Here is a 25,201-nt window from a genome sequence, read left to right as displayed (position 1 = left end):
AATATTGTCGATAAAGCGAATATGGCATGGATACGGTAGTAACCGTTCGGGCCTTACCCGACCTTTTTCTGTCACTCAGTTTAATGAATTCCCCGCACCAGCTCATGGTTAGAGCAAGCCGAAAAATGGTTAATACCGAACCGGAAAGCCGTTAGAAGCTACTTGGTGAGATAGCGCCATGATTTTCAGCAAGTGGCGCGATAGAGCTTGATAGAAGAAAGGTAGGAGCTTGCACGCTAACCACCTAAATTGCAGGGCATCGTTCACAATGATAGACTCATTCGTCAAATTACTTCGTATAATCCCAATGATATGGTTTGGGAGTTTCTACCAAGAGCCTTAAACTCTTGATTATGAAGTCTGTAACTTTATTTAACCCTACGATAAAGATAGAGGCTCATGAACTATTTTAACCTGCCAAAAATCGACCTCCATTGCCACCTTGACGGCAGCGTCCGTCCACAAACCTTTATTGATCTGGCTCGCCAGCAAAACTTGCCGTTGCCCAGCGAAGACATCAATAAGATCAAATCATTAATGGTTGCTCCTGAGACTTGTCAGAATCTTGATGAGTATCTGATGCGGTTTGACCTTCCGCTTTCCGTCATGCAGACAGAAGCGGGTATCGAACGCATCTCTTTTGAAGTGTTTGAAGACGCTGCAAAAGAGAATGTTAAGTATTTGGAGGTACGCTTTGGTCCTCTGCTTCATCTTCAACAAGGCCTCACTGTCGACCAGATAATTGGCAGTGCCGTAAAAGGCATGAAAAGAGCTGAAGAGCTGTATGACATCAAAGGCAATTACATTCTGTCGATCTTGCGCACTATGCCGAAAGATCGAATCAACGAGGTCATTGATGCCGGTGCAAAATATCTAAATAACGGCGTGGTTGCATTCGACTTGGCAGGTAGCGAACTATCGGGATTCTGTCATGAGTTCATCCCCTATGCCCAATATGCCATCGAGAAGGGATATCGGGTTACCATCCATGCTGGTGAGCAAGGGGATGGCCAGAACGTACATGATGCTGTCTCGCTACTGGGCGCTGAACGTATCGGACACGGCATCCATATCAAGGGCCACGCACAAGCCTACGCGCTGGTAAAAAATGAAGCTGTCGCCTTGGAAACCTGCCCAAGCAGCAACATCCAGACCAAAGCCGTGGACAACCTTAGCAGCCACCCAATCAAAGCGTTCTACAAAGATGGTGTACTGATCACCATTAATACTGACAACCGTACTGTCTCTAATACCACGATGACCGATGAAGTGCGTAAAGTAGTAGAGGAATTCCAGCTAAGTCGCGAAGATTACTTTGAGATCTATAAAGTAAGCGTTGAGCACTCCTTCGCTTCCGAGTCGGTAAAACAGCACCTGTTGAAATACGCAGAATAAGCCCTCAGGTACTGAGCTCTCTACCGACGAGTTCTCTTAATATCCACACCATAAAGGCCGCCAGCAGCAACACTGGCGGTTTTTATTATTTTAGTTTCAAGGCTGGCGAATATTTTAAGGGCGGGGTGAAGTAGGCTTCTCGATATTCAATCAATGTTCACTGATCCGTGTTCAATCTTTAAATTACCTACCTCTTCTTCACATTTACGGCGAAAAAAGTCTCTCAACATCAGCATTGCCGGGGTGACTTGGGTTCGACTCGGACAAATCAACCATAGGCTTAAAGGCGGGGATTGAAATTCAGTGAGGAGTTCGACAACATTGCCAGCGCGTAAGTCCGCAGCCATGTCCAATCGAGATTTTAAAGCGATCCCTTTGCCTGCAACCGCCCAGCGATGGACAACATCCGCATCGTTGCTTACACGATTGCCAACAACCCTGATATCGTACTTACCGTCATTGTCAAAAAACGCCCAATGATCAAACACGCTGTTGCCTATCCGATAGAGTAAACAATTATGCTGATATAAGTCTTTAGGATGCTTTGGCTCATCAAATTTAGCTAGATATTCTGGCGCAGCACATATCACACGATCAAGCTTTGCGATAGGAAAAGCGACCATCGATGAGTCCTCTGGTTCACCATAGCGAAGTGCCATATCAACGTTGTCTTGGTAAAAGTCCGCCAGCGTGTCGCCGACATTAAGCTGGATAGACAGTTCAGGGTGTAAAGCAATGATCTCATCCATCCAGGGCAGCACCAGGTTTCGACCTAAGTCAGAAGACGCCGACAAACGCACTTCACCTGCAATTTTACCCTGCATTTCATTCAGTGAGGCTTTACCTTTTTCAAGCGAGGCCAAGGCTTCACTGCAATACAACAAGTAACGCTCGCCTTCAGCGGTAATACGCAACTTACGGGTTGAACGTATAAATAGCTGAACCCCCAGCTGCTTTTCCAATCGTTTTAATGCTGCACTGGCAGAGGGCGGCGTCATATCCAATTGCTGAGCGGATGCGGTAATGCTGCCGGTTTGGGCAGTACGAACAAAAAGAGCGAGATCGGCAATATTCATTATCAAAAAATTTTTGAAACTGTTTAGTGGATTACCATCTTTTTAGCATATCCGAGATGAACAATAATGTCTTCCCACGATGAATTGATGCCTAACTCAAAGGAAATCTCACATGACTAAGACACTAACGATTGTTGCTCGAATTGAAGCAAAAGCCGATAAAGTGGATTTAGTAAAGTCTGAGCTACTAAAGCTAATCGAACCGACTCGGAAAGAAAAAGGCTGCATCCAGTATGACCTACACCAAGATGACAGTAACCCTGAGCTTTTTATTTTCTTTGAGAACTGGGAAAGCCGAGAGTTATTGCAAGACCACTTGAACAGTGCTCATCTAAAAACCTATGTCCAAGCAACCGAAGGCTCAGTCGCCAGCTTCACATTACATGAAATGACGAAGATCGCTTAGTTTGGCTGAAAGAAACCCATCGCTCACCGTAAACAAGCATTGCTAAAAGTTAAGGATACCTAATGACTCACCCAATTATCGGCGATTTAACTTCGCGTTATACAACCAAAAAATTCGATCCTGCCAAAAAGGTTTCTCAGCAAGATCTTTCAGTAATAATGGAAGCCATTCGTTTATCAGCATCTTCAATAAACTCCCAACCTTGGAAGTTTATTGTTATCGAAAGCGATGAGGCCAAACAACGCATGCATGATACCTTTGCCCATAAGTTTCAGTTCAACCAGCCCCATGTATTTAACGCGTCACATATTATTCTTTTTGCCCACAACCCTGCCTATACGCGCCTTAACTATGAGGCCGTTGTTGATAAATGGATTAAAGACAAACGCACCAAGCCGGAGGATAAAGAAAGTGCATTCGGCGGATTTGCTTTTGCTGAACTGAACACGGATGAAACGGGCAACACTGAGGCATGGACTAAAGCCCAAACTTACCTAGCCCTAGGCAACGCACTGCACACCGTTGCGCGTTTAAATATCGACTCTACGCCAATGGAAGGGATCGACAGTGAAATGATTAGCAAAGAGTTTGCTAAAGAGCTTGATGGCCATGTTTGTCACGTTGCGCTTGCAATCGGGTATCGAGACGAGGATGCAGACTATAACGCGAAAACGCCTAAATCTCGCCTGGCGATGGAAGATATCATGGTAAGGCTGTAAATAACGTTTTCAGCATATAGGTAACGAACACCTCTCAGAAAAGAAAAACGGCCCAGAGCTGATACCCGGGGCCGTTTCGAATTCAGTCATCACCCGTAGAGCCAGAATCAATTAAGCGTACAGCAGTTCCATTGATTCTTTTGCCGACCCACTCTTCGTTGGTTGGCAAAAGTATTGTATTGCAAGACAGCGTTTTTTGAGAAAAAACATGTAGGTAAATTTGTGCTGATTCCACTGCAGAATTAAGGCGGAAATGGTCAATTCAAATCCAACCTCAGAAATTTCTTATCGCTATAACGCCTGACATTAAGAACAAAAGTTTCCTATAGGAAACTTTTGTTGATCACCCTATGGCTGATGCGTATATTAAACGGACAGCTAGTGCAAACCTTAACCAGGCAACTAAGCGTAAAACCTCGTAATACATGGCTGGTAACAACAATTACTTAAGGATAACCACTATTCGTTGGGATGCACCGACGGGCATTAGCCTCACGTCCTGACAATACGGATACTAAAGGAGAATCAAATGACTGAAGCTATCAACGTCGATGTTGCTGTACTTGGTGGTGGACCAGGTGGCTACACCGCTGCTTTTCGCGCTGCGGATCTGGGATTATCAGTATGTATCATTGAACAACAAAAAAACCTTGGAGGGGTATGCGTTAATGTAGGCTGCATTCCTTCAAAAACATTACTGCACGCTGCTGCGATCCTTGAAGAAGCCAAGGACACAGAGCTTATGGGCATTAGCTTCGGTGAAACAAATGTTGACCTAGGTAAGTTACGAGACCACAAAGAAAAAACCATCACTAATTTGACCAGTGGACTGGATGCTCTTTGTAAAGCCAGGAAGATTATCAAAGTGCAAGCGAGGGGCTACTTTCAGGATAAAAACACACTTAAAATCGAAGGTACTGGCGGTCAGTTGGTGAACTTTAAACACGCAATCATTGCTACAGGATCACACCCATATTCACTACCAATCGCGCCTGACGATACCCGTATCTGGGATTCTACTGAAGCATTAAATTTAAGTAGCATACCCGAGAAACTGCTTATTGTAGGTGGTGGTATTATCGGCCTTGAGATGGCACAGGTCTACTCCGCACTCGGTTCAGAAATCACGATTGTTGAAGCACTTGAGCAAGTCATACCCCAGGCAGATAAAGATGTCGTTCAACCCCTGCTCAAAAAGCTGAAAAAAGAATACCGAATATTTACTAAAACTAAAGTAACAGAAATGCAGGCTCAGAAGGCTGGAATTCAAGTTACCATGGATGGAACCAAAGCACCGGAGTCAGAGATCTATGATGCCGTACTGGTGGCCGTTGGTCGTAAACCAAATTCTCATGAAATTGGTTTAGAAGAGCTAGGGCTCCAGGTCGATGAAAAGGGGCTAATCCCAGTTAACGAACATATGCAGACTATTTTTCCGCATATTTACGCCATTGGCGATATCGTTTCTGGGCCTATGCTTGCTCATAAAGCTACCCATGAAGGTAAAGTGGCAGCTGAGGTCATCGCAGGGCATAAGGTGAGCTTTCTCCCGATGACAATTCCTTCGGTTGCCTACACCAACCCTGAAATCGCCTGGATGGGACTAACTGAAAAAGAAGCTAAAGCAAAAAATATTGAATATCACGTAGGTAAAGTGCCTTGGATAGTCAGTGGCAGAGCTCAGAGCGTTGGTGCTGCAAACGGGGTAACTAAGGCATTGTTCGATAAAAAATCAGGAAGGCTCATCGGTGCAGGAATATGCGGTGTGAATGCAGGGGAACTGATTCACGAAGCGGTGATGGCGTTACAAATGGGGGCTACGGTGAAAGATATCGTTAATACTGTTCACGCTCATCCGACACTGGCAGAAACGATGGCCTTTGCCGCTGAACTGGTGGATGGCACCATTACTGATATGCTACCTCAAAGGAAACGTTAGGGCGAAGAGTGATCTTCCCAGCAAGATTGGAGCAATGAGCTAGCTTTAACGAGATTATTAACGTCCATGAAAAAACGGCCCGGAGCTGATGCCCTGGGCCGTTTCGAATTCAGTCATCACCCCGTAGGGCTAGAATCAATTATGCGTGTAGCAGTTCCATTGATTCTTTGGCGATTACCCACTCTTCGTTGGTTGGGATCACCATCGCAACTGGCGTGTTTGGCTTGGTGATGATGCCACGGTTGCCAAAGCGAGCTGCAGCGTTTGCTTCTTCGTCTTCACGGTAGCCGAAGATCTTCAGGTTCTCTAGGATCTTGCTACGGATTGGCATAGAGTTTTCACCGATACCCGCAGTGAAGATGATGCTATCAAGCTCATCCAGTGCCACCATGTAAGAACCGATGTACTTAGCTACACGGTAACAGAAGATTTCAAATGCCAGGGTTGCACCCTCGTGGCCATTTTCCATCGCTTCGATAATACCGCGGCAATCGCTTGTCAGGCCTGAAACACCTAGCAAACCAGATTTCTTGTTCAGTTCGTCGAACACTTCTTCCTGAGACCAGCCTTTTTTCAGCAGGAACTCGATGATGCTTGGGTCAAGGTCACCACAACGTGTACCCATCATCAGGCCAGCAAGAGGAGTAAAGCCCATGCTTGTATCAACACTCTTACCGTTCTTAATCGCACAAACCGATGCACCGTTACCCAGGTGAACAGAGATAAAGCTGCTTTCGTCAACTGGCTTATTGATCATCTTGGCTGCTTCACGGCTTACGAAATAATGGCTCGTACCGTGGAAACCATAACGGCGGATACCGTAATCATTGTATAGCTTCTGAGAAATCGCACCCGTGAACGCCTTCGCTGGCATAGTCTGGTGGAATGCAGTATCAAATACAGCATACTGAGCCAGAGTAGGGAAAGCTTTAATCGCAGCGCGCATACCGATAACATGAGCAGGATTATGTAGCGGAGCCAAGTCGCTCAGCTTCTCGATTTCTTCAAGAACGCTATCATCAATCTTAACAGTTTTCGTAAACTTCTCACCGCCATGTACAACACGGTGACCTACAGCTACGATATCCTGTTTGATACCAAGCTCTTCAAGCAGGGCTACGATACGGTCAACTGCTTGCTGGTGGTGGTTACCAGAATCGTTTAGTTTGTATTCTTGTTTCTCGCCGTTGATTTTCCAGCTGACAACAGCTTCAGGAAGGCCGAAACACTCACCCAAACCACTCAGTGTTGCTTCGCCGCTGACAGTGTCGATTAAAGCGAACTTAAGTGAAGAACTACCGGAGTTGATTACAAGAACTAAAGAATTGCTCATGGTTATCTCATCAGAATATTTAGGGCTATAGGACAACTTGTTGTCCCGTTACACGTCTTTTTTAGACAGCAGAGGAAAATGTGTGGAGCAGCATTTTCTCGGCATTATATGTTTTAGTACATTATTCAATTTTTTTTGAATAACTCAACTTTTGTTTTCAGAAAATTGAAAAAAATTGAAAAATCACTGGTTCAGATCAAGTTTGAAGCAACGAAAACGATTAACTTTGTACAAATTTCGCTCTCAGCTTAAATTTTTGTTGAAATCGATGTGCAATAATTCAACTAAAGTAAGTATCAATTTGAATATGCCATGACATGACCTATTCAAATTGAAATTCATGAATTCAGGATACCCATAACGATGATCATCAAACCGGTTATAAAGGGAGTGGTAGCCCGATCAGCACACCCTCTCGGCTGTCAGGAAGCCATCCAACGTCAAATTGCTTACTGCCAATCTTCGTCCCCGATAGCAGCAGGCCCCAAACGGGCTCTTATATTGGGAGCCTCTTCCGGTTTTGGCCTCGCTTCGCGGATCAGCCTGGCATTTGGTGGCCCCCGTACCGAGACCCTCGGAGTCTCTTTTGAGCGCGGTCCATCAGACAAAGGCGTCGGCAGCGCTGGCTGGTACAATAATATCTATTTCAGGCAAGCCGCCGAAGCCGCCGGGCTCAAGGCTACCAACCTGGTCGGTGACGCATTTTCCCAAGAGCTGCGCCAGCAGGTTGTCGAACAAATCAAATCGGAGTTCGGCGGAAAAATCAATCTCGTTATCTATAGTCTAGCGTCCGGCGTTCGGCCTAACCCAGAAACCGGCGAGTTTTGGCGTTCAGCCATCAAACCTGTCGGGCAGTCGGTACACGGTGCCACTATCGATATTGAGCACGGCAAAATGCTGGAAACCACGTTACCACCAGCGTCCGATCTGGAGATCCACGATACGGTGAAAGTCATGGGCGGCGAAGACTGGGCTCAATGGATGCAGTTCCTAGCCGACGAAGGTGTGTTAGCCGAGGGATGTAAAACCATCGCCTATTCCTATATTGGCCCGGAATTCACCCACCCAATTTACCACCAAGGCACTTTGGGCATGGCCAAGCAGGATCTCCACCGTAAAGCCGATGCCATCCACCAGCAGCTCCAGGCCATTAATGGTGGGGCCTATGTTGCCGTCTGCAAAGCACTTGTCACCAAAGCCAGTGTTTTCATTCCCGGGCTTTCTCCCTACCTGCTGGCACTGTTTAGAGTGATGAAAGAAAAAGGACTGCACGAAGGCTGTATCGAACATATGCAGCGGTTGCTCAGTAGCAAACTCTACCCGCCTTCTGGCAAAGTGGTAACCGATGCCGAGCGAGAGATCCGAGCAGATGACTGGGAGCTACAGGAGGATGTGCAACAGGAAGTCGCTCGCCTGATGGCACAAATTACGCCGGAGAACTTTAAGCAGCTGGGTGACTACGAAGGTTACCGCAATGACTTTATGCAGCTGAACGGTTTTGGCTTTGACAATGTCGATTACCAGCAGGATATCAGCTTGGATTTTCTCTATAGCCTCAAGCCTTAATACAGCAAAACAGCACGATGCCTGATACTGTCGGCGCTATCTGGCATCATGAAATGAAGGCAGGCATAGCTTGTTCAATACCCTGTTTATTCACCCCACATATTTAGCTGAAACCATTGGCTGAGAAAGGTCATCAGGCAAGAAATAAAAAAGGGGCTCATCAGAGCCCCAAGGTCGGTATTATCGAACGTGATAATATTAAATGCCGTCTTAGTCCTTTACTCTCTCGATGATCGTTGCAATGCCTTGCCCCATGCCGATGCACATGGTGGCCAGGCCATAGCGGCCGTCACGCTGCTCCATGACATTAAGCAGGGTACCGACTATTCGTGCGCCTGAACAACCAAGCGGATGGCCGAGAGAAATGGCCCCCCCATGCAGGTTGACCTTCTCGTCACGGCAGTCCCATAAATCCAGCTCGCGCAAACATGGGATCGCCTGGGCGGCAAAGGCTTCGTTCACCTCGGCAAAATCAATATCAGCCATAGTCAGCACCGCTTTAGCCAGCGCTTTTTGCGTAGCTGGCACCGGGCCATACCCCATGATTGCGGCAGGTACCCCTGCGGTCGCCGTAGCAATCACACGGGCACGGGGAACTACCCCCAGCTCTTTGGCCTTCTCTTCGCTCATCACCAATAAACATGACGCACCGTCTGATAGCGCAGATGACGTACCGGCGGTGACCGTGCCATTGACCGGATCGAAAACCGGACGCAACTTGCCCAGAGATTCTTCGGTAGTTTCCGGACGAATGACCTCATCATGCCTAACCAGGATTGGGCGACCATTTTCGTCATGACCCATCATTGGAATGATTTCGTTGTCGAAACGCCCTTCGTCGGTAGCCTGCTGTGCCAGGCGATGGGAGCGCGCGCCCAAGGCATCCTGATCAGCACGGCTGACGCTGTGCATCTTACCGAGTGCCTCGGCAGTCAGCCCCATCATTGCCGATGCCTGTGCCAAGTTTTTATCATTGGCCGGGTTGAGGCTGATCCCCTTCGTCATCGGGATATGCCCCATATGCTCGACCCCGCCGACCAATACGATATCCGCATCATCAGCCTTGATGGCCCGGGTCGCGATATGCAGGGCGTCCATGGATGAACCACACAAACGATTTACCGTAGTGGCCGGCACCTCGACCGGCAAGCCAGCCAACAGCGCCGCATTACGGGCTACGTTAACGCCCTGCTCCTCAGTTTGCTGCACACAGCCCCACACCACATCATCCACCATCGATGGTTTAACATTAGGTTGGCGTTTAAACACCGCCTTCATCAGGTGTGCTGACAAATCATCGGCACGGGTATGGCGGAACACACCGTTTTTAGAACGCCCCATAGGGGTACGGATTGCATCAACAATTACGACATTTTTCATCTTAGTTACCCCTATTACGCGTAAAACTTCTGGTTATTCAGGACTCGCTCAAGCAGCCCCTTTGGTGCTTCATAGAGCTCGCCAAGGTGTTTAAACTGCTCGGCGGCCTCAAGCAGCTGATCAAGGCCAAGCTGATCCATGTAGTAGAACAAACCACCACGGAATGGAGGAAAACCGGTACCGTAAATCATTGCAATATCGGCTTCTGCCGGCGAAGCAATAATGCCTTCATCCAGGCAGCGAATGGCCTCGAACATCATCGGCAGCATCATGCGCATGGTAATGGTGTCACGGTCAAATTCCCGCGTAGTTTCACGCTGCGAGGCTATCAGCTGGTCGGCAGCCGCGCAGGCCGCAGGCTTAAGGCGGCCTTTACGATCTGGCTGGTAGGCATAGAAACCCTGGCCGTTCTTTTGTCCGTAGTGTTGTTGGTCGACAAAGGCCTGAATAACATTGACAGCGGGTTTAGTCATACGGCCGGGGAAGGCTTCGTCCATAACATCCATACAATGCGCAGCGGTATCAAGACCAATCACATCCAGCAGGGATGCCGGCCCCATCGGCCAACCAAAGCCTTTGCTCATCACCTTGTCGATCGTCTGAATATCACCGCCATCGGTCACCAGCTGGTTAAAGGCATGGAAATACGGAGTCAGGCAGCGGTTGACCAAAAATCCCGCGCAGTCATTGACCACTACTGGTGTCTTACCCAGCTGGCTAACATACTTCACTGCCCGGCTGATCGTGGCGTCACTGGTTAGCTCACCCCGGATCACTTCTACCAATGGCATCTTGTGTACCGGGTTAAAGAAGTGAATTCCGCAGAAGTTATCTGGCTTTTTTAGGGCCTTAGCCAATCCGCTGATCATCAGTGTCGAGGTATTCGAAGCAATGATCGCATTCGGCGCAGCCTGCTCCAACTCAGCTAGTACCGCCTCTTTGACTTTCGGGTTTTCGACCACCGCTTCGATGATCAGGTCATTGGTTTCCAGTGCATTATTGTGCAGAGTTGGCTGAATGCGGTTTAAGGTCTCTCCCATTTCCAACGGTGTTTTGCGACCACGCTCCACCTGTTTGGCCAGCAGTTTGTTGGCTTCCGTCAGTCCCAGAGCCAGACCGGCCTTATTGATGTCCTTCATCACCACGTCAGCGCCTTTGTCAGCCGTTACATAGGCAATGCCACCGCCCATGATCCCGGCCCCAATCACACCGACTTCGGCGACAGCCTCAGCCCCTTTAGTCAGTGACTTGGTCTTGGCTTTAACCGCCATATCACAGAGGAAGACGGATACAAGTGCATCGGCAACACCGCTGTTGACACACTTGGCAATACCGCTGCGCTCAAGCGCCAGTGCATCTTCACGGCCGCATTTGGCCGCTTTTTCAATGGTATCCAGGATTATGGCAGGCGCCGGATAGTGTTTACCAGCGACCTTGGCCACCATACCGCGGGCAACATTGAGTGACATCGCCAGCTCATAGTCATTTAATCTCAGTGGTGACTGTTTCTCTTGCTGACGGCTACGCCAATCTAGCTCGCCGTCAATACATGACTGCAATACGGCTTCTGCCTGCATGATAGGATCTGTGTCTGGGGCGATCACACCGTCGACGACATGATGTTCCAATGCTTTGTCGGCGCGGAAATTCTTACCAGTGGTCAGCCACTGTAACGCCGTATCGACACCAACCAGGCGAGGCAAGCGAGTCGCGCCCCCCCAGCCAGGCATGATCCCGAGCTTCACTTCCGGCAGGCTGATTTTAGCATCGGGCGTCGCCAGGCGATATTCGGCCAGTAGCGATAGCTCGACACCGCCGCCAGCAGCCACACCGTTGATGATCGCCACCTTAGGCATCGAAAGATCCTCGATGCTGTTATAAATACCGTGCACCCACTCAAGGTAGTCAACCACGGCAGTTTCGCCGCCATTAAACAACGCGCGGAAGGCTTTTACATCGGCGCCGGCACTGAACAGCGCCTTGCCTGAACGGATGATCAAGCCCCGGATCGCGCTCTGTTTGATAACTTCCACACAGTGCTGCAGTTCTTCCAGTGCTTCTTGGCACAAGGTATTGACGCTATCTGGCTTGGCATCAAAAATCAGTTCAGCAAACTGGCCGCGGGCAGCAACCTGAAAATAATGTCCTTGGTACATAAATGATTCCTCAATAAATAGTCAGGTTACTTACGCAAACCGCAGGCTTTTGCTTGCTCTTTAAGCTGGTCTCGGAAGTCCGGGTGGGCAATGTCAATCAGCGCCTCAGCGCGCTGTACCGTCGTCAGGCCACGGAGGTCGGCAATGCCGTATTCCGTCGCAATCAGATGGACGTCATTACGCAGAGTCGTCACCGGTGTGCCTTCCGGCAAGGCAGAGCGGATTGTCGACTCGATACCATTTGCCCCCTTATAAGTCGAAGCCATGGCGATGATCGACAGGCCACCATTGGACAGGGTGGCGCCGCGAACAAAATCAACCTGACCACCGGAGCCTGAAATCTGGGTGTGGCCTACTCCTTCCGAGGCAACCTGGCCGGTAAAGTCGGTCATAATGCAGGTGTTAATTGAGACAAAGTTATCGTTCTTGGCAATTTCATTCGGATGGTTCACCACCACCACATTGCCGATTTCAATATCAGGATTGTTGTCAACATAATCGATGAGCTCCTGCGAGCCAGCAGCGAAAGCGGCGACGATCTTATTCGGCTTGTAGTTCTTGGCTGAGCCGTCAATCGCACCGGCTTTGCACAGCGCCATCATCGACTCGGTAAACATCTCGGTATGAATACCCAAGTTTTTCCGGCCTTTTAGCCCCATACCCAACGCGTTGGAAATTGTGCCAATACCAATCTGAATCGTGGCGCCATCTTTGATGTACGGCAGGACATGCTCAGCAATCGAAATTTCGATATCGGACGGTTCAACCGGTTTCGGGCCGGCAATCGGGTGATGGCCTTCGGCAAAGAAAGAAATATCGTCCACATGCAGTAGGTTTTCCGGGTTTCCGATAAACGGTTGGGCCTTGTTAACCACCCCGATCACCAAGTCCGCGTTCGGCAACAAATGTTTGTTTCCCATACCGCCACAGGCCCCCATGCTGACAAAACCGTCCTCGTTCGGCGGGGTGACTTCAACCACCATCACATTACAGCCAGCCGCATCCAATACCGAGCCGACATTGGAAAGATGGTAAGTAATAATTTCGACATTGCCCTGGTGCTGGAATTTTTTCTCCAGTGGCCCCATGAACAGGCTGCGGTAGGTGAGGTGGCCGCGATATTCAGGCTTGAGGAATTCATACGGATAAGTAAGTAGGCCTGAATATAATTCAGTACCTTGCAACATCATGGCTGTTTTTTCTAATTCTTGAAGAAATAAAACAGGAACAGATAAATAACCACCAGCCCAAATCTTATCGCCGGATTGTATTTTGCTTGCCGCGTCAGCCAGTGAAATTAGCTTACTGTCGTAGCTCTGCTGCCAAAGTGCCATATTGACCTCTCTGAGATATAGCGACTTATTTATCCCTCCTCAAAATCAATAAATATCCTTTTATATTGGCAGGAAGATAATAAGTCGCTGATGTAGGATTCAGAAGTTATTCCATATTCTGCTCCTTCAATATATTCTGAGTAGATGCGGTTAACTTGGCATTTCAGGCCAAAGATATGACAACACAAGTCACGGAGCATAAGCATGAGCTTGCTCACTAATCACCTAAACCATCTAATCCGTGACGATCTACACATAAAGTGCGTTACTGAAGACTGACTAAATTTATCGCTTGTCATTTTAGGACAAAGATTTGATGCAACAGGCCATCATTGCCAAATATCGACTTTTATCAATATTATTTTCTTCTTATTTTCTAATATGGAAAACGAATAAGCCACGCAAAGAACACATCCATAAATCCAATAACCAGCTGGCACACTCAGTTTTAATTAATATTTAAATTTCGGAATATAACGATGAATAAAATTCTAATCGCGACAGCTATTGCCGCGGCTTCAATTACCACCGCATCCCAAGCCTGTACCTCTATTGCGTGGAATACTGACTTTGGCACCTTAACAACCCGTACCAATGACTGGGTTGAATCAACATCTCCGGTACTCGGCACGATAAAGGCCGGGAGCAAGCGCTACAGGCATGGTGTTGAGGGCAACGGCGAAACCTTTACCACCAAATACGATATTATTGCCGTTCAAGCCTATGGCGGCCTAGTTCATGACGGTGTCAACAGCGAAGGTATGCAGGTCAATGGACTGTATTATTCGCCGATGACAATGGATGGAAAAGGCAAAAATAGTATTTCCCAATTTGCCTTTGGTGAATATCTGATTTCACAATTTGCCACCATCGAAGAGGTGGTAAATAACCTTGAAACCATCAAGACAGAAATGGTCTCGCATCCAACGCTACCTAAAGCCCCGACCTTCCATTGGTCACTGACTGACAAAACTGGTGACCGGCTGGTTATCGAACACGACAAAGACGGCATCACTTTGTACCGTGGCAAAGAGGCAGCGGTAATGACCAACCAGCCAAGCCAGCAGGTCCACCTTAATGCCTGGAAAAAAGCATCAAGCAAGTTCAGCCAACCAAGTGCCAATGTCAACTATGGCTCGACAGGTAACAACAACTCACGTGACCGCTTCTTATACTCGTCTTACTACAGCGAACAGCTCAAACAGCCAAGTTCATCATTCAACGGTATGATGAAGCTTGCCGGTACCGCATTCCGTGTGCCGCATGATGCTGCCAACACAATTGAAAATGGTGTCATAACTGGCTATGCCACCGAATGGCAGCTAACCCAGAACCTAACTACCGGTAAGGCTATCTGGCAATATACGTGGAACGAGGCCTGGACCCAGGTACAGTTTAATTTCTACGATATTCTCAATTCTGGTAAACAAATTAACTTCAACCTCGATAACCCGGCATTGGCAGGCGATATTACCGCACAGATTATTGCCACCGGCCAATAATTCTGACTCACTCCGTTAAGTTATTCCGATTAAACCCCTGGCGCAGCCATACAGGCTGTGCCTGAACAGCATTGTCCATATCAATCTCCCGGCACACAACCATTAATATGAGTGTTGATTAATATAAAAAAGACCCGTTAAGCCAAATCGTACTGTGTATTCAATCACAGAGTTAACGTACTTTTTTTCTAACTCCCCCAGCAAAATAGTAATATTTTCTCAACTCATGCCACAGCAAAAGTCAGCCCATGAAGAAGTGTGAATCCGCTCCATTACCCACCTATTCCATCCACAAGGGCTGGTTGCAGCTTCTGCAGAAAACCGCGCGCGAATATGGCCTTAATTGTGATGATTACTTTCCGCCGCAACCTCACAGTGATGGATCACAGCCTTTGCTCGATGTGCGTGACGTACGCCAGATCCACCATCGCATGTTTCAGGACAGCAAAGACCCGTTATTTTCCGTTAAAGCTTCACGCTGGGTCTCTCCCCTGACTTTCGGCAGCTATACCCTGACACTATGGACAGCGCCTAACCTCAAAAGCCTGCTTAAAGATGCCTGCAACTTTAGCGTGGCAATCGGCTCGCCGATCCAGGTGCGCTTGCATGAAACACCTCAGGGCGACGCCGAGCTGTGGATCATTAATAACGAACCATTGAACAAAGAATCCCACGTCACCTATGTCGGAGTAACCCTGTACATTGCCACGATGATCCAGATTATCCGCCAGGCTTCGCTCAGCGACATCCCTGGTTTGGAGGTGAAATTAATTCACTGGCCGTTTGAAGCACAGGTTCTCCCTCAGTTTGAAGCTGAGATGAACTGCAAAATATCCCTTGGCTCACCCATCCGCAAGCTCTGTATCAAACGGCAGCATCTCTTCACCCCCCTGGCAACCAGCGATCCTGAAATCTACCCCAGTACCCGTGCTCTGCTGCGCAAGCGAGCCGCCGAACTGGAAACCGGCGATGTGGTATTACAGGTCTATAACACCCTCGACAAATTACCGACCTTGGCCAATATTTCCGGGGAGAAGGTAGCGGCAAAAATGCTGATCAGCATCAGAACCCTCAACCGGCGCCTGGCCGAAGTAAATACTTGCTATCGCGGAGTGGTTGAAAAATACAAGCTGGAAAAGGCGCTGCACCTGCTTAACCAGCCAAATATCAATATGACAGAAATTGCCTTCCAACTCGGGTTCTCCGACCTCAGCACCTTTTCCCGTGCCTTCAAACGCTGGACCGGCACCAGTCCAACGCACTTAAATCGCAATGAATCAGAGAATCAGATTAAGGTATAGGGATCTGCGCATGATCTGAATCAAACAACACAATGTTGGCAGCATATGTAATGCTATTGTCCTAAACGGCAAAGTCAGAGCAAGACATTCTTGATTTAATGAGTTCCAGTTGATGCGGTTACCCCGGTAGCTGCCATAAAAATACTGGAGCTTTAGCTATGATGAAACAAGCGCATAAAGTGTTATTTGAGCCAATGAAAATTGGCTCGGTAAAACTCAAGAACCGCTACTCGATGGCCCCGATGGGAACATTGGGTTGTGTTGATGGTGACGGTGCCTATAACAGCCGCGGCATTGACTACTATGTGGCCCGAGCCAGAGGGGGCGTCGGTCTGATCATTACCGGGGTTCAAATGGTCGAGAACGAACTGGAACAGTTCCCGATGCCATCACTGCCTTGCCCAAGTTACCACCCGACCGCCTATATCCGCAGTGCCAAAGAGATGACAGAGCGAGTCCATGCCTATGGCACCAAGATCTTTGCCCAGCTTACCGCTGGCTGGGGCCGTTCTTGTATTCCGGGCTTTACCCCCGAAGAGAAGTCAATTGCCCCGTCGGCCGCCCCCAACCGCTTTGATCCGACCATTGCCCACCGAGAGCTGACCACCGAGGAAGTCAAATACTTTATCGGTAAGTTCATCGAGTCGGCTGTCATCGCCCAGAAAGCCGGCTATGACGGGGTTGAGATCCATGCGGTGCACGAGGGCTACCTACTTGATCAGTTCACCATGAGCTTCTTCAACAAGCGCACCGACCAGTATGGCGGTAGTTTCGAGAATCGCTACCGCTTTGCCGTAGAGATTGTTCAGGGTATCAAGGCCATGTGCGGCAAAGACTTCCCGGTATCGCTGCGCTACTCGGTGAAAAGCAATATGAAGGGCTTCGGTCAGGGGATCCTACCAGGCGAGCAGGCCGAAGAAGTCGGCCGTGATATGGAAGAGGGCCTCAAGGCTGCCAGACTCCTGCAGGAAGCCGGCTACGACGCTCTCAATGTAGATGCAGGCACCTACGATGCGTGGTACTGGAACCATCCGCCTAACTACTTCCAGCCAGGCATGTACCAACCTTACTGCAAGGCTGTGTCTGAAGTCGTAGATATTCCTGTGATCATGGCTGGTCGAATGGAAGATCCTGCACTGGCGGCGCATGCGGTCAACGAGGGGATCGCCGACGGGATATCCATGGGGCGTCCACTTCTGGCCGATCCGGAAGTCGTCAACAAGATCCGCCGTGACCGTTTCGAGGAAGTCCGCCCGTGCCTGTCGTGTCACTTGGGCTGCCTTGGCCGAATGGCCGAGGTCGGCAATATCTCCTGCGCCGTCAACCCGAGCTGTGGACGCGAAGAAGAGTACAAGCTGACGGCAGCATACCAGCGCAAGAAAGTTGTGGTGGTCGGTGGCGGTGTTGCCGGTATGGAGGCTGCACGAATTGCCGCGGAGCGCGGCCATAACGTCGTGCTGATGGAAAAATCCGGGGCACTGGGCGGGAATGTCATTCCTGGCAGCCAGCCGCCGTTCAAACACGATGACAAGCTTCTGCTCAACTGGTTTGCCAGTGAAATGGAACGCAAACACGTCACGGTACGAATGAATACTGAGGCCACCAGACAAACGATAGAAGCCGAACAGCCGGACAGTGTGGTGTTTGCCACAGGATCACGCCCGATGCAGTCTCACTGGCTTGAAGGCAGAGAGCTGCCGCATGTGATGATGGCGGAAAAAATGCTGATGCAGCCAGAACGACTCACTCGCAATCAGATCATCGTCATTGGTGCCGGCCTGGTCGGGGCAGAAGCGGCTCTGTGGATGGCACAGCAAGGTAAGCAGGTTACCCTCATCGAAGGGGATGACGATATTATCGGCGGCCCTCACGGCACATGTTTTGCCAACTACCAGATGCTAAAAGAGCTGCTCATAGCAGAGAACGTGGATGTCCAAACCTCTACGTGCCTGCAAGCAATCACCGAATCCGGAGTGATTGTCCACCCCGCAGATAATGCAAGCGCAAGCCGAGAAATTACCGCTGACCATGTGGTGCTAGCCATGGGCTATCAGGCCGAAAATAGCCTGTACCATAAACTGGGCAACGAGCTGGATGTCGAAGAGGTTTTTAATATCGGTGACAGCCAGCAGGCGCGAACCATTATGGCTGCGATCTGGGACGGCTACGAAGTCGGCCGGTCGCTGTAAAGTGCTCTACGTTTTACTCTATGCCAAAGAGTAATATGTATTTGGCCGCCCGAACTAACCGGGCAGCCTTTTTTACGTGCGGCTATAACGACTCGAAGTGACGGTAACGCTCGAACAACGCCTCGATATCACTGCTGCACATTAAATCCATATTGCGCTGCAGCGTTTCCAATGGCCAATCCCACCATTTCATCTCCAGTAACAGATTGATTTGCTCATCGCTGAACCTTTTCTTTACCGCTTGCCCGGGATTACCCACCACAACCGAATAAGGCGCAACATTTTTGGTCACTACAGCACGGGCACCGATCACCGCCCCGTCTCCGATGGTAATACCGGGCATGATGACGCACTCCGTACCAATCCAGACATCATTGCCAATCACCGTATCCCCAGCACGCTCGAAGCCAGATTTTACCTTGCCGCCAAACTGGCTGACATCGAAGGGAAACGAAGACACCCAGTCATGGCGATGGCCCTGGTTCCCCGCCAGCATAAATGTCGCGCCTGAAGCAATAGAGCAATACTTGCCAATCATTAACTTATCAACATCGCCAAATATTCCCGACTCCCACACCGCCCGGCTGGAATGATCCCCCAGCAGGTAGCGAACACATTGATCTTCAAAATGCTTATCGTGGTAGTAACCGGAGTAATAAGTATGTTCCCCTACAACAATGTTCGGATTTTTCACATGGTCTCGCACCTCATAGCCGCCAAGCCATGAAGGAAATATGGATGATGACATAGCCACCCCTTTTATTATTTGCCACCGCTTGAACAGTTGCGTTGATATTTAGAGTAAAATGTCCAATTCAACAACTCTCTCCTATCGAGCGAAACCGGATGCAAATTGAACAACTTTATTCAGCCTATCTTGGCGAACTGTACGGCATTGCTTTTTTCACTGCTTTTGCTGAAAAGTATAGTGATGATAACCATATCAACAAATGGCAGACACTGATCCAGATAGAGCAAATCACCGCTCGGCACCTGAAAAAAGGCTTAGAACGGCTGGGAAAAGTATGCCCTGATGTACACATGGAAATGATCGAGAAAGGACGCCGTGATGCTGAGCATTGGCTAGCTCTTGACTGGGAAACCCTCATCAACACCATGACACCGTGGGTCGAAACCTATGCCCTCAAGTATCGTCAGCAAGCAATACAAGCCACTGAGCATCAAGCACTATTTCAATTAGTTCAAGAGCATGAGGATGCCATTTTAGCTTTTTTGCAAGCCGAGCAACGACAGGGGATCGACAGCCTTGCTCCACTGGAAACGTTCATTGGCCGTTACCGTAACACAGTATTGTAAAGCGCCACACAGCTAATTACTTAACACCCAATGCCTGTATTCCTATACAGCATCAGTCTCAATTCTCAGAATCTCTTGAAAAAGTCTGAGTAAGCGAGATAAAGATAACAAAACCTCAATATGCAAGTTGTAGAAATCAAGAGTGTGTATTAACAATGGGGGTCAGTGACAGCAGCCAATTGGAGTGCCTTTCATGGATGGATTCGAACAACGCGCAACAACCAAAGAACCAGATATAAGCTGTGTTATTTTTGATTGTGACGGCACCCTAGTTGATAGTGAAATTCTTTGCAATCAAGCACTTGTAAATGTATTCAGTCAGTTTGGCGCGAAACTAAACCTTGAGGAGTGCCTCAGCCATTTTAAAGGCGGGAAAATGGTCGACATCCTGACCGAAACCCGGGATCGCGCAGGTATCAGAGCCCGTATCGATGACCTAGAACCGCTGTACCGGGAAGAGTGCCGCCGACTCTTTGAGCAGGGGCTAAATCCGATAGAGGGCGTGCCGGAACTTCTCGAAACTCTTGCAGCTAAAGGCTGCGATATGTGTATCGCCTCCAATGCCCCCATCAGCAAAATTGAGCATACCCTGGCCCTTACAGGCTTGCTGCCCTATTTTGAGGGAAAGCTGTTTAGCGGTTTTGAAGCCAACAGTTGGAAGCCAGAGCCGGATATCCTCCATTTTGCGGCAATGAACATGGGAGTTAGATTGCAAGAATGCGTGTTCGTGGACGATACGGTCAAAGGTGTTCAGGCTGGTATCAATGCGGAAATGCGCACCTTTCATTTTGCCGCCACACCGCATTCAACGCCCATCAAGCATCCTCATGTCACGACAATTACGGCCATGCCGCAATTGCTGGAGCACCTGTCGTTCAGCACGCAGTAACTCCAACAGCCGCTCCCCACCAGACACAAAAAAGGCTCGGAAAACCGAGCCTTTTACTTATCAAGCCTGCGGCTTATCGTTTTCAACCGCAAAGCTATCCCATGATGTCGCCCAATTTTGCTGCTGATATTCCTTAGCTGCCGTCTCATTTTTCGAGGCAGACAAGTCTGCGTCCGCCACAAATGCTTCTGCTTCAGGATTGGTTAGTGGCTTTTCCGGCTCACCATCGGAATCATCCCCCATATCGGAAGTAGCCAGCTCGGTTTCGGCATCAAAATCCCCTGCAACCAGGGCCGCCAGCATCTCCTCTGTTGGGCGATAGCCCTGCCGGCCGTATATCTGATCCAGCAGCTCAATCACGGCATGGGCCGGTACCGGCTGTTGCTTCAATATCTTATATACCGACTTGGCAACATTTTGCACACTCAGTATCGATTCGATACCGATATGCTGTACCACATCATCACGCGCCGTTTTGGCCTCTTGATGACCGGATGCATGGGCTATCGAAAACCAAATGTAAGCAATGGCAGCATCATTGGCACCGGCACCAAGGTGCATCTTAGCCGCAAGAAACTGTGCCTCGGAACTACCCAGCTCGGCAGCCCTCTCCAGCCAGTAAATAGCGCGATATTTATCTTTCGCTACCCCGACTCCGGTCTGGTAGCAAAATGCCGTTTTAATACATCCCTTTACATCCTGGTTTACAGCCGCGCGAACACGCCAGCAAAAAGCCATCAAGGGATCCGGCTTCGGATTAACCTCCGCCACATACCAGTCACCAAGAAAAAGCTGCGCCGTAATATGCTCAAGCTCTGCAGAAGCGATAATGTTCTCAATCCCCGCCTCGGTATCGATATCTGTACCAAAACCCCGAATTTTATAGCGTCCAAGTTCAAATAGCGCTTCGGCATCCTTACTCTTAGCTCTGACGACATGCTCCCAATACAGCGACTTCGCCTCGCCTTGCGGATCATCAATATCCAACCGGCACAACCGAGCTAGCGCATTCTGGGCGATATCATTATCCAGATCAGCCGCCTTACGGTACCACTGGATCGCTTCACGAACATTGGTCAGTTCATATTCTTTTGCCAGTGATAACTGGCTAGAGACATGGCCGGTTTGCGCTTTAAAAATCTTTTCCTGACGCTCCGCCACCTTGGCTTTTTCCAAAACCCGCTTGTACTTCTCGTCTTTAAGGTGCTGTTCTTTAGCTGCGTGTTGCTGCTTTTTCACAGCAGCGAAATAGCGCACGACAACCCAAATCAATACCACAGACGCAACACCTAAGCCTATTACTATGTTTGGCATAGACCCTCATGAAAACAGTCTTCAACACTTTCTATAACGGCCAGAAGCCGAAAATCTAAAGCCATTATGCCTGATGCTGGTACTTCCGGTGCAAATTCCCACAAAGAAAAGGGATATAACGTGGCAACAACAAAACACGTAAATAAATAGTTAAGTGCTATTTTTAATTATGTCCCGATATTTTCAATCAATTGTTTCTGTTAATACTTTTCAACAGAAACTTAAGGAGCATGGATGTTTCTCGATTATTTCGCATTAGGAGTATTGTGCTTTGTCGCTATCTTTCTGTTCTACGGAATAATAGCGATCCATGATATCCCCTATGAGATCTCGAAAAAGCGCAATCACCCCCACCAAGATGCGATTCACTACGCCGGTTGGGTCAGTTTATTTACCCTACATGCGCTTTGGCCGTTTCTGTGGATTTGGGCCACCTTGTGGCGAGAAGATCGCGGCTGGGGATTTACCAAAATACAAAACGAACAGCATGAACTTCACCGAGAAGTCTTCGTCCTCACAGAGCAAGTTGAAAAACTAACAAATAAAGTCGCAGGATTAGAGAGCCAACTGGCCCAACAGTCCTCTAGCCGCTCCCCGCAATCACCACCAGATAAAGGGGAGGCTCAGTAATGGATTTATTGCTCGTTCTTACCTACACCGCATTGTGCATTGCAGTTTTCAAAATCTTCCGTATCCCCCTCAACAAATGGACGGTACCCACCGCCGTGCTTGGGGGCATCGTGCTGATCGGGACCCTGATTTTGCTGATGAACTACAACCATCCACATACCAACTACGGGGGGCAGTTTTTTGTAACAACTCCCATTGTTCCTGGAGTTAGGGGTAAAGTCACGGAGGTGCCAGTCACTCCCAATAAGCTTATCAAGAAAGGAGAGATGCTATTTAGAATAGACGCAACGCCTTTTGAAGCAGAGGTCCAATTGCAAAAGGCTGCATTGGCCGAGGCCAAGCAATACGCATTGGGGCTCGAAGCAACATACAGATCCGCCCAGGCAATCACCGCAAAAGCCGTTGCCGAGCGCGACCGTACCTTGCAACAATTCAAACGCTATGAAAAAGGCTTCAAGCGTGGCGCATTTACCAAAGCTGAAGTCGATAACCGCCGCCAGTTCTATCTGAGTGCCGAGGCTGCACTTGCCGCTGCGCGGGCCGAGGAAGGGCGGGCAAAGCTGGCCTATGAATCCGAAATCATGGGTGAGAACACCAGTATCGCCAAAGTTCGGGCCCAGCTCACTCAGGCGGAGTTTAACCTAAGCGAAACCGTTGTCTATGCCCCCACCGATGGCTACGTTACCCAAGTTACCCTGCGGCCCGGCATGATGGCGGTGCCGCTGCCATTGCGTCCGGTAATGACATTTGTTCACCAGGAAGAACAGTTTTTTATCGGCGCATTCCGCCAAAATTCCTTGCTCCGCCTGGAGCCGGGTTTCAAGGCTGATTTTGTTTTTCGGGCTTTGCCCGGCAAAACTTTTAAAGGAGAAGTGGTTGAAGTTTTTCCCGCCATTGGCGAGAGCCAAATCCAAGCCGCAGGCGTGCTCTATGGCAGCGATCTGTTACTTCGCCAAGGCCGACCGTTGGTAAAACTCAAAATTCTTGATGACCTTACTCCCTACAAGTTGCCACAGGGCACCAATGTCGAGATTGCGGTCTACTCTGACAGTTTCGAGCATGTCTCCGTCATGCGAAAAGTACTGATCCGGATGAAAAGCTGGCAGAACTATCTGTTCCTTGATCATTGATCCGTCACCGTAACAGGCAAGTATCGCGCGCCACCCACTAGAGCCGAACAATCAAAAAGGGCTGATAGATACGTCAGCCCTTTGTGTTTCGAATCAGTGCCCTGTTCTAGAGAACATAAGCGAAGTTAAAGCCGCCACCACTATCAGTACGACTAGATTGACCTCGGAACTCATCAAGCTTGTTATGTTTGGCTTCAAACGACAAAATTGTTTTTGGCGTGAACGCATAAGACAGGCCGAGCGCATACACCTGGCGGTCACCAGTTACATCACCTTCGCCATCAAAATCAACGTGCGATGCGTAGGCAAACGGGCGGAAACCCGACTCAAAAGCATAGTGGGCATACCCATCCACCGCATTGGCATCAGCCCACTGTGCAGTTACTGAATCACTTGATGTACCAAGCAGGCCCGCTTTGTGGATGTTTTCGCCTTGGGTATAGACTGACGCTAATTTCAGGCCTCCACTGATATACTGGACTCCAATGGAGAGTGCAGCCTGCTTGTCGCCGTCTTCAAGGCCATTGATATCAGTAGCGCCATCGATCTGTACTTTGTTTTCGAGATAAGCCACACCAATGCTCAGCCCAGAGTCAAAATCATAGCTGGTTGATGCCGCAAAATTATCATCGCGTTTCGCCGTTTCATCGTGTGCCGATTCGCCATTGCTGGTAAAGCCGTAATGAGCCGACACATTAAGGCCATTTTTGCTGTAACGGTATGCCACCAGATTGTCACCACGGCCCGTTGCTGCGAAGCCACCGTCGGTACCTTCAGAATAAATAGGTGTCGCATCCGGGTCGATGATAATAAGATTATCCATGTAGCGGGCTACGTCATGATAAGCCGACCACTGCTTACCAAAACGCAGGCTTCCCACCTCATCATGGTTTAAGGTGAAATATCCCAGACGGTTTCGGAAATTATCGCTGCCTGAGGTAGGATTATTCAAAAATTGATCCCATTCTAACTTGGCATCCAATACCCAGCCATCTTGTAGCCGACGTTCAGCACCGATATTTAAAATACTACGGCTAGCAGAGAAAATATCATCTTCGCCCCATACAGGCTGAAACGCATCGAGAACAAAGACTCCGCCGACATCAAGCTTGTTTTGTTGATCTTCATAAAGGGTGAAAGCAGAAACTTGTCCAGCAAGCAAGGCTGCAGGAATCAATACGGCTGATAATTTTAGTTTCATTAATAAATACTTCTAATGATGATTTTAACAATAGTGCGTGATTGCCAAAATAAACTATCAGATCCCCCGCAGAGATGTAATAGGGAACTAGTACGATAGTTTGATAGAGTTCGTGAATAATTCAGGAAGGAAATTAGCTTATAAAACCGTAAGCTATTAAAAAGCTGACAAGTAACTTATTCGTTTGAATTTTATATCTTATTTATTCGTCACGAATTCAATTGAAAAAATTTAAATTATTTAACTCTGAACGACATCAAAGAACGAAATAGCCATAACCACCAACTCGAAGTGATCATTATTTGCACAGCTATGTTGAACTTGGATGCGCGTTAGTTGTTTGCCATTGTTAGAAATGATTTAGTCTTATTCTTACCAACACGCAGGGCTCATATTATGGCCACGTATCCAAATATAAAAAACG

General features: G+C 48.6%; 20 protein-coding genes and 1 riboswitch. Of the genes, 12 read left to right on the top strand and 8 right to left on the bottom strand.

What is annotated here, in order from left to right; genetic code table 11:
* Nucleotides 1-274: 274 nt before the first annotated feature.
* A riboswitch (purine riboswitch) is annotated at nucleotides 275-374 on the top strand.
* 25 nt (nucleotides 375-399) lie between these two features.
* Nucleotides 400-1,395, top strand: coding sequence for an adenosine deaminase (add, locus tag MD588_RS09545; RefSeq protein WP_265696908.1), 996 nt, complete (start codon nucleotides 400-402; stop codon nucleotides 1,393-1,395).
* A gap of 146 nt (nucleotides 1,396-1,541) precedes the next feature.
* On the opposite strand, the gene MD588_RS09540 is transcribed toward add, so the two are convergent.
* Entirely contained in the window at nucleotides 1,542-2,471 is a 930-nt protein-coding gene (locus MD588_RS09540; protein WP_265696906.1) for a LysR family transcriptional regulator, read from the bottom strand.
* A gap of 112 nt (nucleotides 2,472-2,583) precedes the next feature.
* Between MD588_RS09540 and MD588_RS09535 the strand changes: the two genes are divergently transcribed.
* From MD588_RS09535 to lpdA, 3 genes are all read left to right on the top strand, one after another.
* Nucleotides 2,584-2,877 carry a putative quinol monooxygenase gene (locus MD588_RS09535; RefSeq protein ID WP_265696904.1) on the top strand — a complete coding sequence of 98 codons (294 nt, stop codon included), beginning with the start codon at nucleotides 2,584-2,586 and terminating at the stop codon, nucleotides 2,875-2,877.
* A 62-nt stretch (nucleotides 2,878-2,939) separates the two neighbouring features.
* Nucleotides 2,940-3,596, top strand: a complete 657-nt coding sequence (locus tag MD588_RS09530) for a nitroreductase family protein (protein ID WP_265696903.1) — start codon at nucleotides 2,940-2,942, stop codon at nucleotides 3,594-3,596.
* A 529-nt stretch (nucleotides 3,597-4,125) separates the two neighbouring features.
* A complete protein-coding gene (lpdA, locus tag MD588_RS09525) occupies nucleotides 4,126-5,535 on the top strand; it encodes a dihydrolipoyl dehydrogenase (RefSeq protein WP_265696902.1) in 1,410 nt (469 codons plus the stop codon).
* A gap of 139 nt (nucleotides 5,536-5,674) precedes the next feature.
* Here the strand turns inward: lpdA and MD588_RS09520 are convergent, their stop codons facing one another.
* Nucleotides 5,675-6,868 (bottom strand): acetate/propionate family kinase, encoded by a 1,194-nt coding sequence (locus tag MD588_RS09520; RefSeq protein WP_265696900.1) that lies wholly within the window; start codon nucleotides 6,866-6,868, stop codon nucleotides 5,675-5,677.
* Nucleotides 6,869-7,231: 363 nt separating this feature from the next.
* Here MD588_RS09520 and fabV point away from each other — a divergent pair, with 363 nt between their 5' ends.
* Complete coding sequence (gene fabV, locus MD588_RS09515; RefSeq protein ID WP_265696899.1) at nucleotides 7,232-8,434, top strand: enoyl-ACP reductase FabV; 1,203 nt, start codon at nucleotides 7,232-7,234, stop codon at nucleotides 8,432-8,434.
* A gap of 210 nt (nucleotides 8,435-8,644) precedes the next feature.
* Here the strand turns inward: fabV and fadA are convergent, their stop codons facing one another.
* The 3 genes from fadA to MD588_RS09500 are packed head-to-tail and all read right to left on the bottom strand — an operon-like array spanning nucleotide 8,645 to nucleotide 13,304.
* On the bottom strand, nucleotides 8,645-9,814 hold the full coding sequence (gene fadA / locus MD588_RS09510; RefSeq protein ID WP_265696898.1) for an acetyl-CoA C-acyltransferase FadA: 1,170 nt from the start codon (nucleotides 9,812-9,814) through the stop codon (nucleotides 8,645-8,647).
* Between the two features lie 14 nt (nucleotides 9,815-9,828).
* Entirely contained in the window at nucleotides 9,829-11,970 is a 2,142-nt protein-coding gene (gene fadB, locus MD588_RS09505) for a fatty acid oxidation complex subunit alpha FadB (RefSeq protein WP_265696896.1), read from the bottom strand.
* 26 nt (nucleotides 11,971-11,996) lie between these two features.
* Nucleotides 11,997-13,304 carry an acetyl-CoA hydrolase/transferase family protein gene (locus tag MD588_RS09500; protein ID WP_265696894.1) on the bottom strand — a complete coding sequence of 436 codons (1,308 nt, stop codon included), beginning with the start codon at nucleotides 13,302-13,304 and terminating at the stop codon, nucleotides 11,997-11,999.
* 479 nt (nucleotides 13,305-13,783) lie between these two features.
* Here MD588_RS09500 and MD588_RS09495 point away from each other — a divergent pair, with 479 nt between their 5' ends.
* The 3 genes from MD588_RS09495 (at nucleotide 13,784) to MD588_RS09485 (ending at nucleotide 18,296) form a co-directional block, all read left to right on the top strand.
* Nucleotides 13,784-14,806, top strand: coding sequence for a linear amide C-N hydrolase (locus tag MD588_RS09495; protein WP_265696892.1), 1,023 nt, complete (start codon nucleotides 13,784-13,786; stop codon nucleotides 14,804-14,806).
* A gap of 248 nt (nucleotides 14,807-15,054) precedes the next feature.
* Nucleotides 15,055-16,107 carry a helix-turn-helix domain-containing protein gene (locus tag MD588_RS09490; protein ID WP_265696891.1) on the top strand — a complete coding sequence of 351 codons (1,053 nt, stop codon included), beginning with the start codon at nucleotides 15,055-15,057 and terminating at the stop codon, nucleotides 16,105-16,107.
* Between the two features lie 158 nt (nucleotides 16,108-16,265).
* Entirely contained in the window at nucleotides 16,266-18,296 is a 2,031-nt protein-coding gene (locus tag MD588_RS09485) for an oxidoreductase (RefSeq protein ID WP_265696889.1), read from the top strand.
* Nucleotides 18,297-18,378: 82 nt separating this feature from the next.
* Here MD588_RS09485 and MD588_RS09480 read toward each other — a convergent pair whose 3' ends face one another.
* Complete coding sequence (locus MD588_RS09480; protein ID WP_265696887.1) at nucleotides 18,379-19,044, bottom strand: CatB-related O-acetyltransferase; 666 nt, start codon at nucleotides 19,042-19,044, stop codon at nucleotides 18,379-18,381.
* Nucleotides 19,045-19,142: 98 nt separating this feature from the next.
* Here MD588_RS09480 and MD588_RS09475 point away from each other — a divergent pair, with 98 nt between their 5' ends.
* Both MD588_RS09475 and yieH read left to right on the top strand, forming a co-directional pair.
* Nucleotides 19,143-19,613 (top strand): hypothetical protein, encoded by a 471-nt coding sequence (locus MD588_RS09475; protein WP_265696885.1) that lies wholly within the window; start codon nucleotides 19,143-19,145, stop codon nucleotides 19,611-19,613.
* A 193-nt stretch (nucleotides 19,614-19,806) separates the two neighbouring features.
* The gene (gene yieH / locus MD588_RS09470; RefSeq protein WP_265696883.1) at nucleotides 19,807-20,502 is read left to right on the top strand and encodes a 6-phosphogluconate phosphatase; all 696 of its coding nucleotides are present in this window, start codon (nucleotides 19,807-19,809) and stop codon (nucleotides 20,500-20,502) included.
* A gap of 60 nt (nucleotides 20,503-20,562) precedes the next feature.
* Here the strand turns inward: yieH and MD588_RS09465 are convergent, their stop codons facing one another.
* Entirely contained in the window at nucleotides 20,563-21,816 is a 1,254-nt protein-coding gene (locus MD588_RS09465) for a tetratricopeptide repeat protein (protein ID WP_265696882.1), read from the bottom strand.
* 234 nt (nucleotides 21,817-22,050) lie between these two features.
* Between MD588_RS09465 and MD588_RS09460 the strand changes: the two genes are divergently transcribed.
* Together MD588_RS09460 and MD588_RS09455 are read left to right on the top strand one after the other, a co-directional pair.
* Nucleotides 22,051-22,446, top strand: a complete 396-nt coding sequence (locus MD588_RS09460; protein ID WP_265696880.1) for a DUF3302 domain-containing protein — start codon at nucleotides 22,051-22,053, stop codon at nucleotides 22,444-22,446.
* The gene (locus tag MD588_RS09455) at nucleotides 22,446-23,576 is read left to right on the top strand and encodes an HlyD family secretion protein (protein ID WP_265696879.1); all 1,131 of its coding nucleotides are present in this window, start codon (nucleotides 22,446-22,448) and stop codon (nucleotides 23,574-23,576) included. The genes MD588_RS09460 and MD588_RS09455 overlap by 1 nt, the downstream gene beginning before the upstream one ends.
* Nucleotides 23,577-23,682: 106 nt before the next feature.
* Here the strand turns inward: MD588_RS09455 and MD588_RS09450 are convergent, their stop codons facing one another.
* Nucleotides 23,683-24,777, bottom strand: coding sequence for a porin (locus tag MD588_RS09450; protein WP_265696878.1), 1,095 nt, complete (start codon nucleotides 24,775-24,777; stop codon nucleotides 23,683-23,685).
* Nucleotides 24,778-25,201 lie beyond the last annotated feature (424 nt).

The sequence above is a fragment of the Photobacterium obscurum genome, assembly GCF_026191635.1.
GTDB classification, from domain to species: domain Bacteria; phylum Pseudomonadota; class Gammaproteobacteria; order Enterobacterales; family Vibrionaceae; genus Photobacterium; species Photobacterium obscurum.
The sequence above is the reverse complement of the archived record's forward strand: the minus strand, read 5'-3'. Positions and strand labels throughout refer to the sequence as shown.

Excerpts from the sequence above, each read along its gene's own strand:
- add (WP_265696908.1), top strand. The coding sequence starts at position 400 with ATGAACTATTTTAACCTGCCAAAAATCGACCTCCATTGCCACCTTGAC.
- MD588_RS09540 (WP_265696906.1), bottom strand. The coding sequence starts at position 2,471 with ATGAATATTGCCGATCTCGCTCTTTTTGTTCGTACTGCCCAAACCGGC.
- MD588_RS09535 (WP_265696904.1), top strand. The coding sequence starts at position 2,584 with ATGACTAAGACACTAACGATTGTTGCTCGAATTGAAGCAAAAGCCGAT.
- MD588_RS09530 (WP_265696903.1), top strand. The coding sequence starts at position 2,940 with ATGACTCACCCAATTATCGGCGATTTAACTTCGCGTTATACAACCAAA.
- lpdA (WP_265696902.1), top strand. The coding sequence starts at position 4,126 with ATGACTGAAGCTATCAACGTCGATGTTGCTGTACTTGGTGGTGGACCA.
- MD588_RS09520 (WP_265696900.1), bottom strand. The coding sequence starts at position 6,868 with ATGAGCAATTCTTTAGTTCTTGTAATCAACTCCGGTAGTTCTTCACTT.
- fabV (WP_265696899.1), top strand. The coding sequence starts at position 7,232 with ATGATCATCAAACCGGTTATAAAGGGAGTGGTAGCCCGATCAGCACAC.
- fadA (WP_265696898.1), bottom strand. The coding sequence starts at position 9,814 with ATGAAAAATGTCGTAATTGTTGATGCAATCCGTACCCCTATGGGGCGT.
- fadB (WP_265696896.1), bottom strand. The coding sequence starts at position 11,970 with ATGTACCAAGGACATTATTTTCAGGTTGCTGCCCGCGGCCAGTTTGCT.
- MD588_RS09500 (WP_265696894.1), bottom strand. The coding sequence starts at position 13,304 with ATGGCACTTTGGCAGCAGAGCTACGACAGTAAGCTAATTTCACTGGCT.
- MD588_RS09495 (WP_265696892.1), top strand. The coding sequence starts at position 13,784 with ATGAATAAAATTCTAATCGCGACAGCTATTGCCGCGGCTTCAATTACC.
- MD588_RS09490 (WP_265696891.1), top strand. The coding sequence starts at position 15,055 with ATGAAGAAGTGTGAATCCGCTCCATTACCCACCTATTCCATCCACAAG.
- MD588_RS09485 (WP_265696889.1), top strand. The coding sequence starts at position 16,266 with ATGATGAAACAAGCGCATAAAGTGTTATTTGAGCCAATGAAAATTGGC.
- MD588_RS09480 (WP_265696887.1), bottom strand. The coding sequence starts at position 19,044 with ATGTCATCATCCATATTTCCTTCATGGCTTGGCGGCTATGAGGTGCGA.
- MD588_RS09475 (WP_265696885.1), top strand. The coding sequence starts at position 19,143 with ATGCAAATTGAACAACTTTATTCAGCCTATCTTGGCGAACTGTACGGC.
- yieH (WP_265696883.1), top strand. The coding sequence starts at position 19,807 with ATGGATGGATTCGAACAACGCGCAACAACCAAAGAACCAGATATAAGC.
- MD588_RS09465 (WP_265696882.1), bottom strand. The coding sequence starts at position 21,816 with ATGCCAAACATAGTAATAGGCTTAGGTGTTGCGTCTGTGGTATTGATT.
- MD588_RS09460 (WP_265696880.1), top strand. The coding sequence starts at position 22,051 with ATGTTTCTCGATTATTTCGCATTAGGAGTATTGTGCTTTGTCGCTATC.
- MD588_RS09455 (WP_265696879.1), top strand. The coding sequence starts at position 22,446 with ATGGATTTATTGCTCGTTCTTACCTACACCGCATTGTGCATTGCAGTT.
- MD588_RS09450 (WP_265696878.1), bottom strand. The coding sequence starts at position 24,777 with ATGAAACTAAAATTATCAGCCGTATTGATTCCTGCAGCCTTGCTTGCT.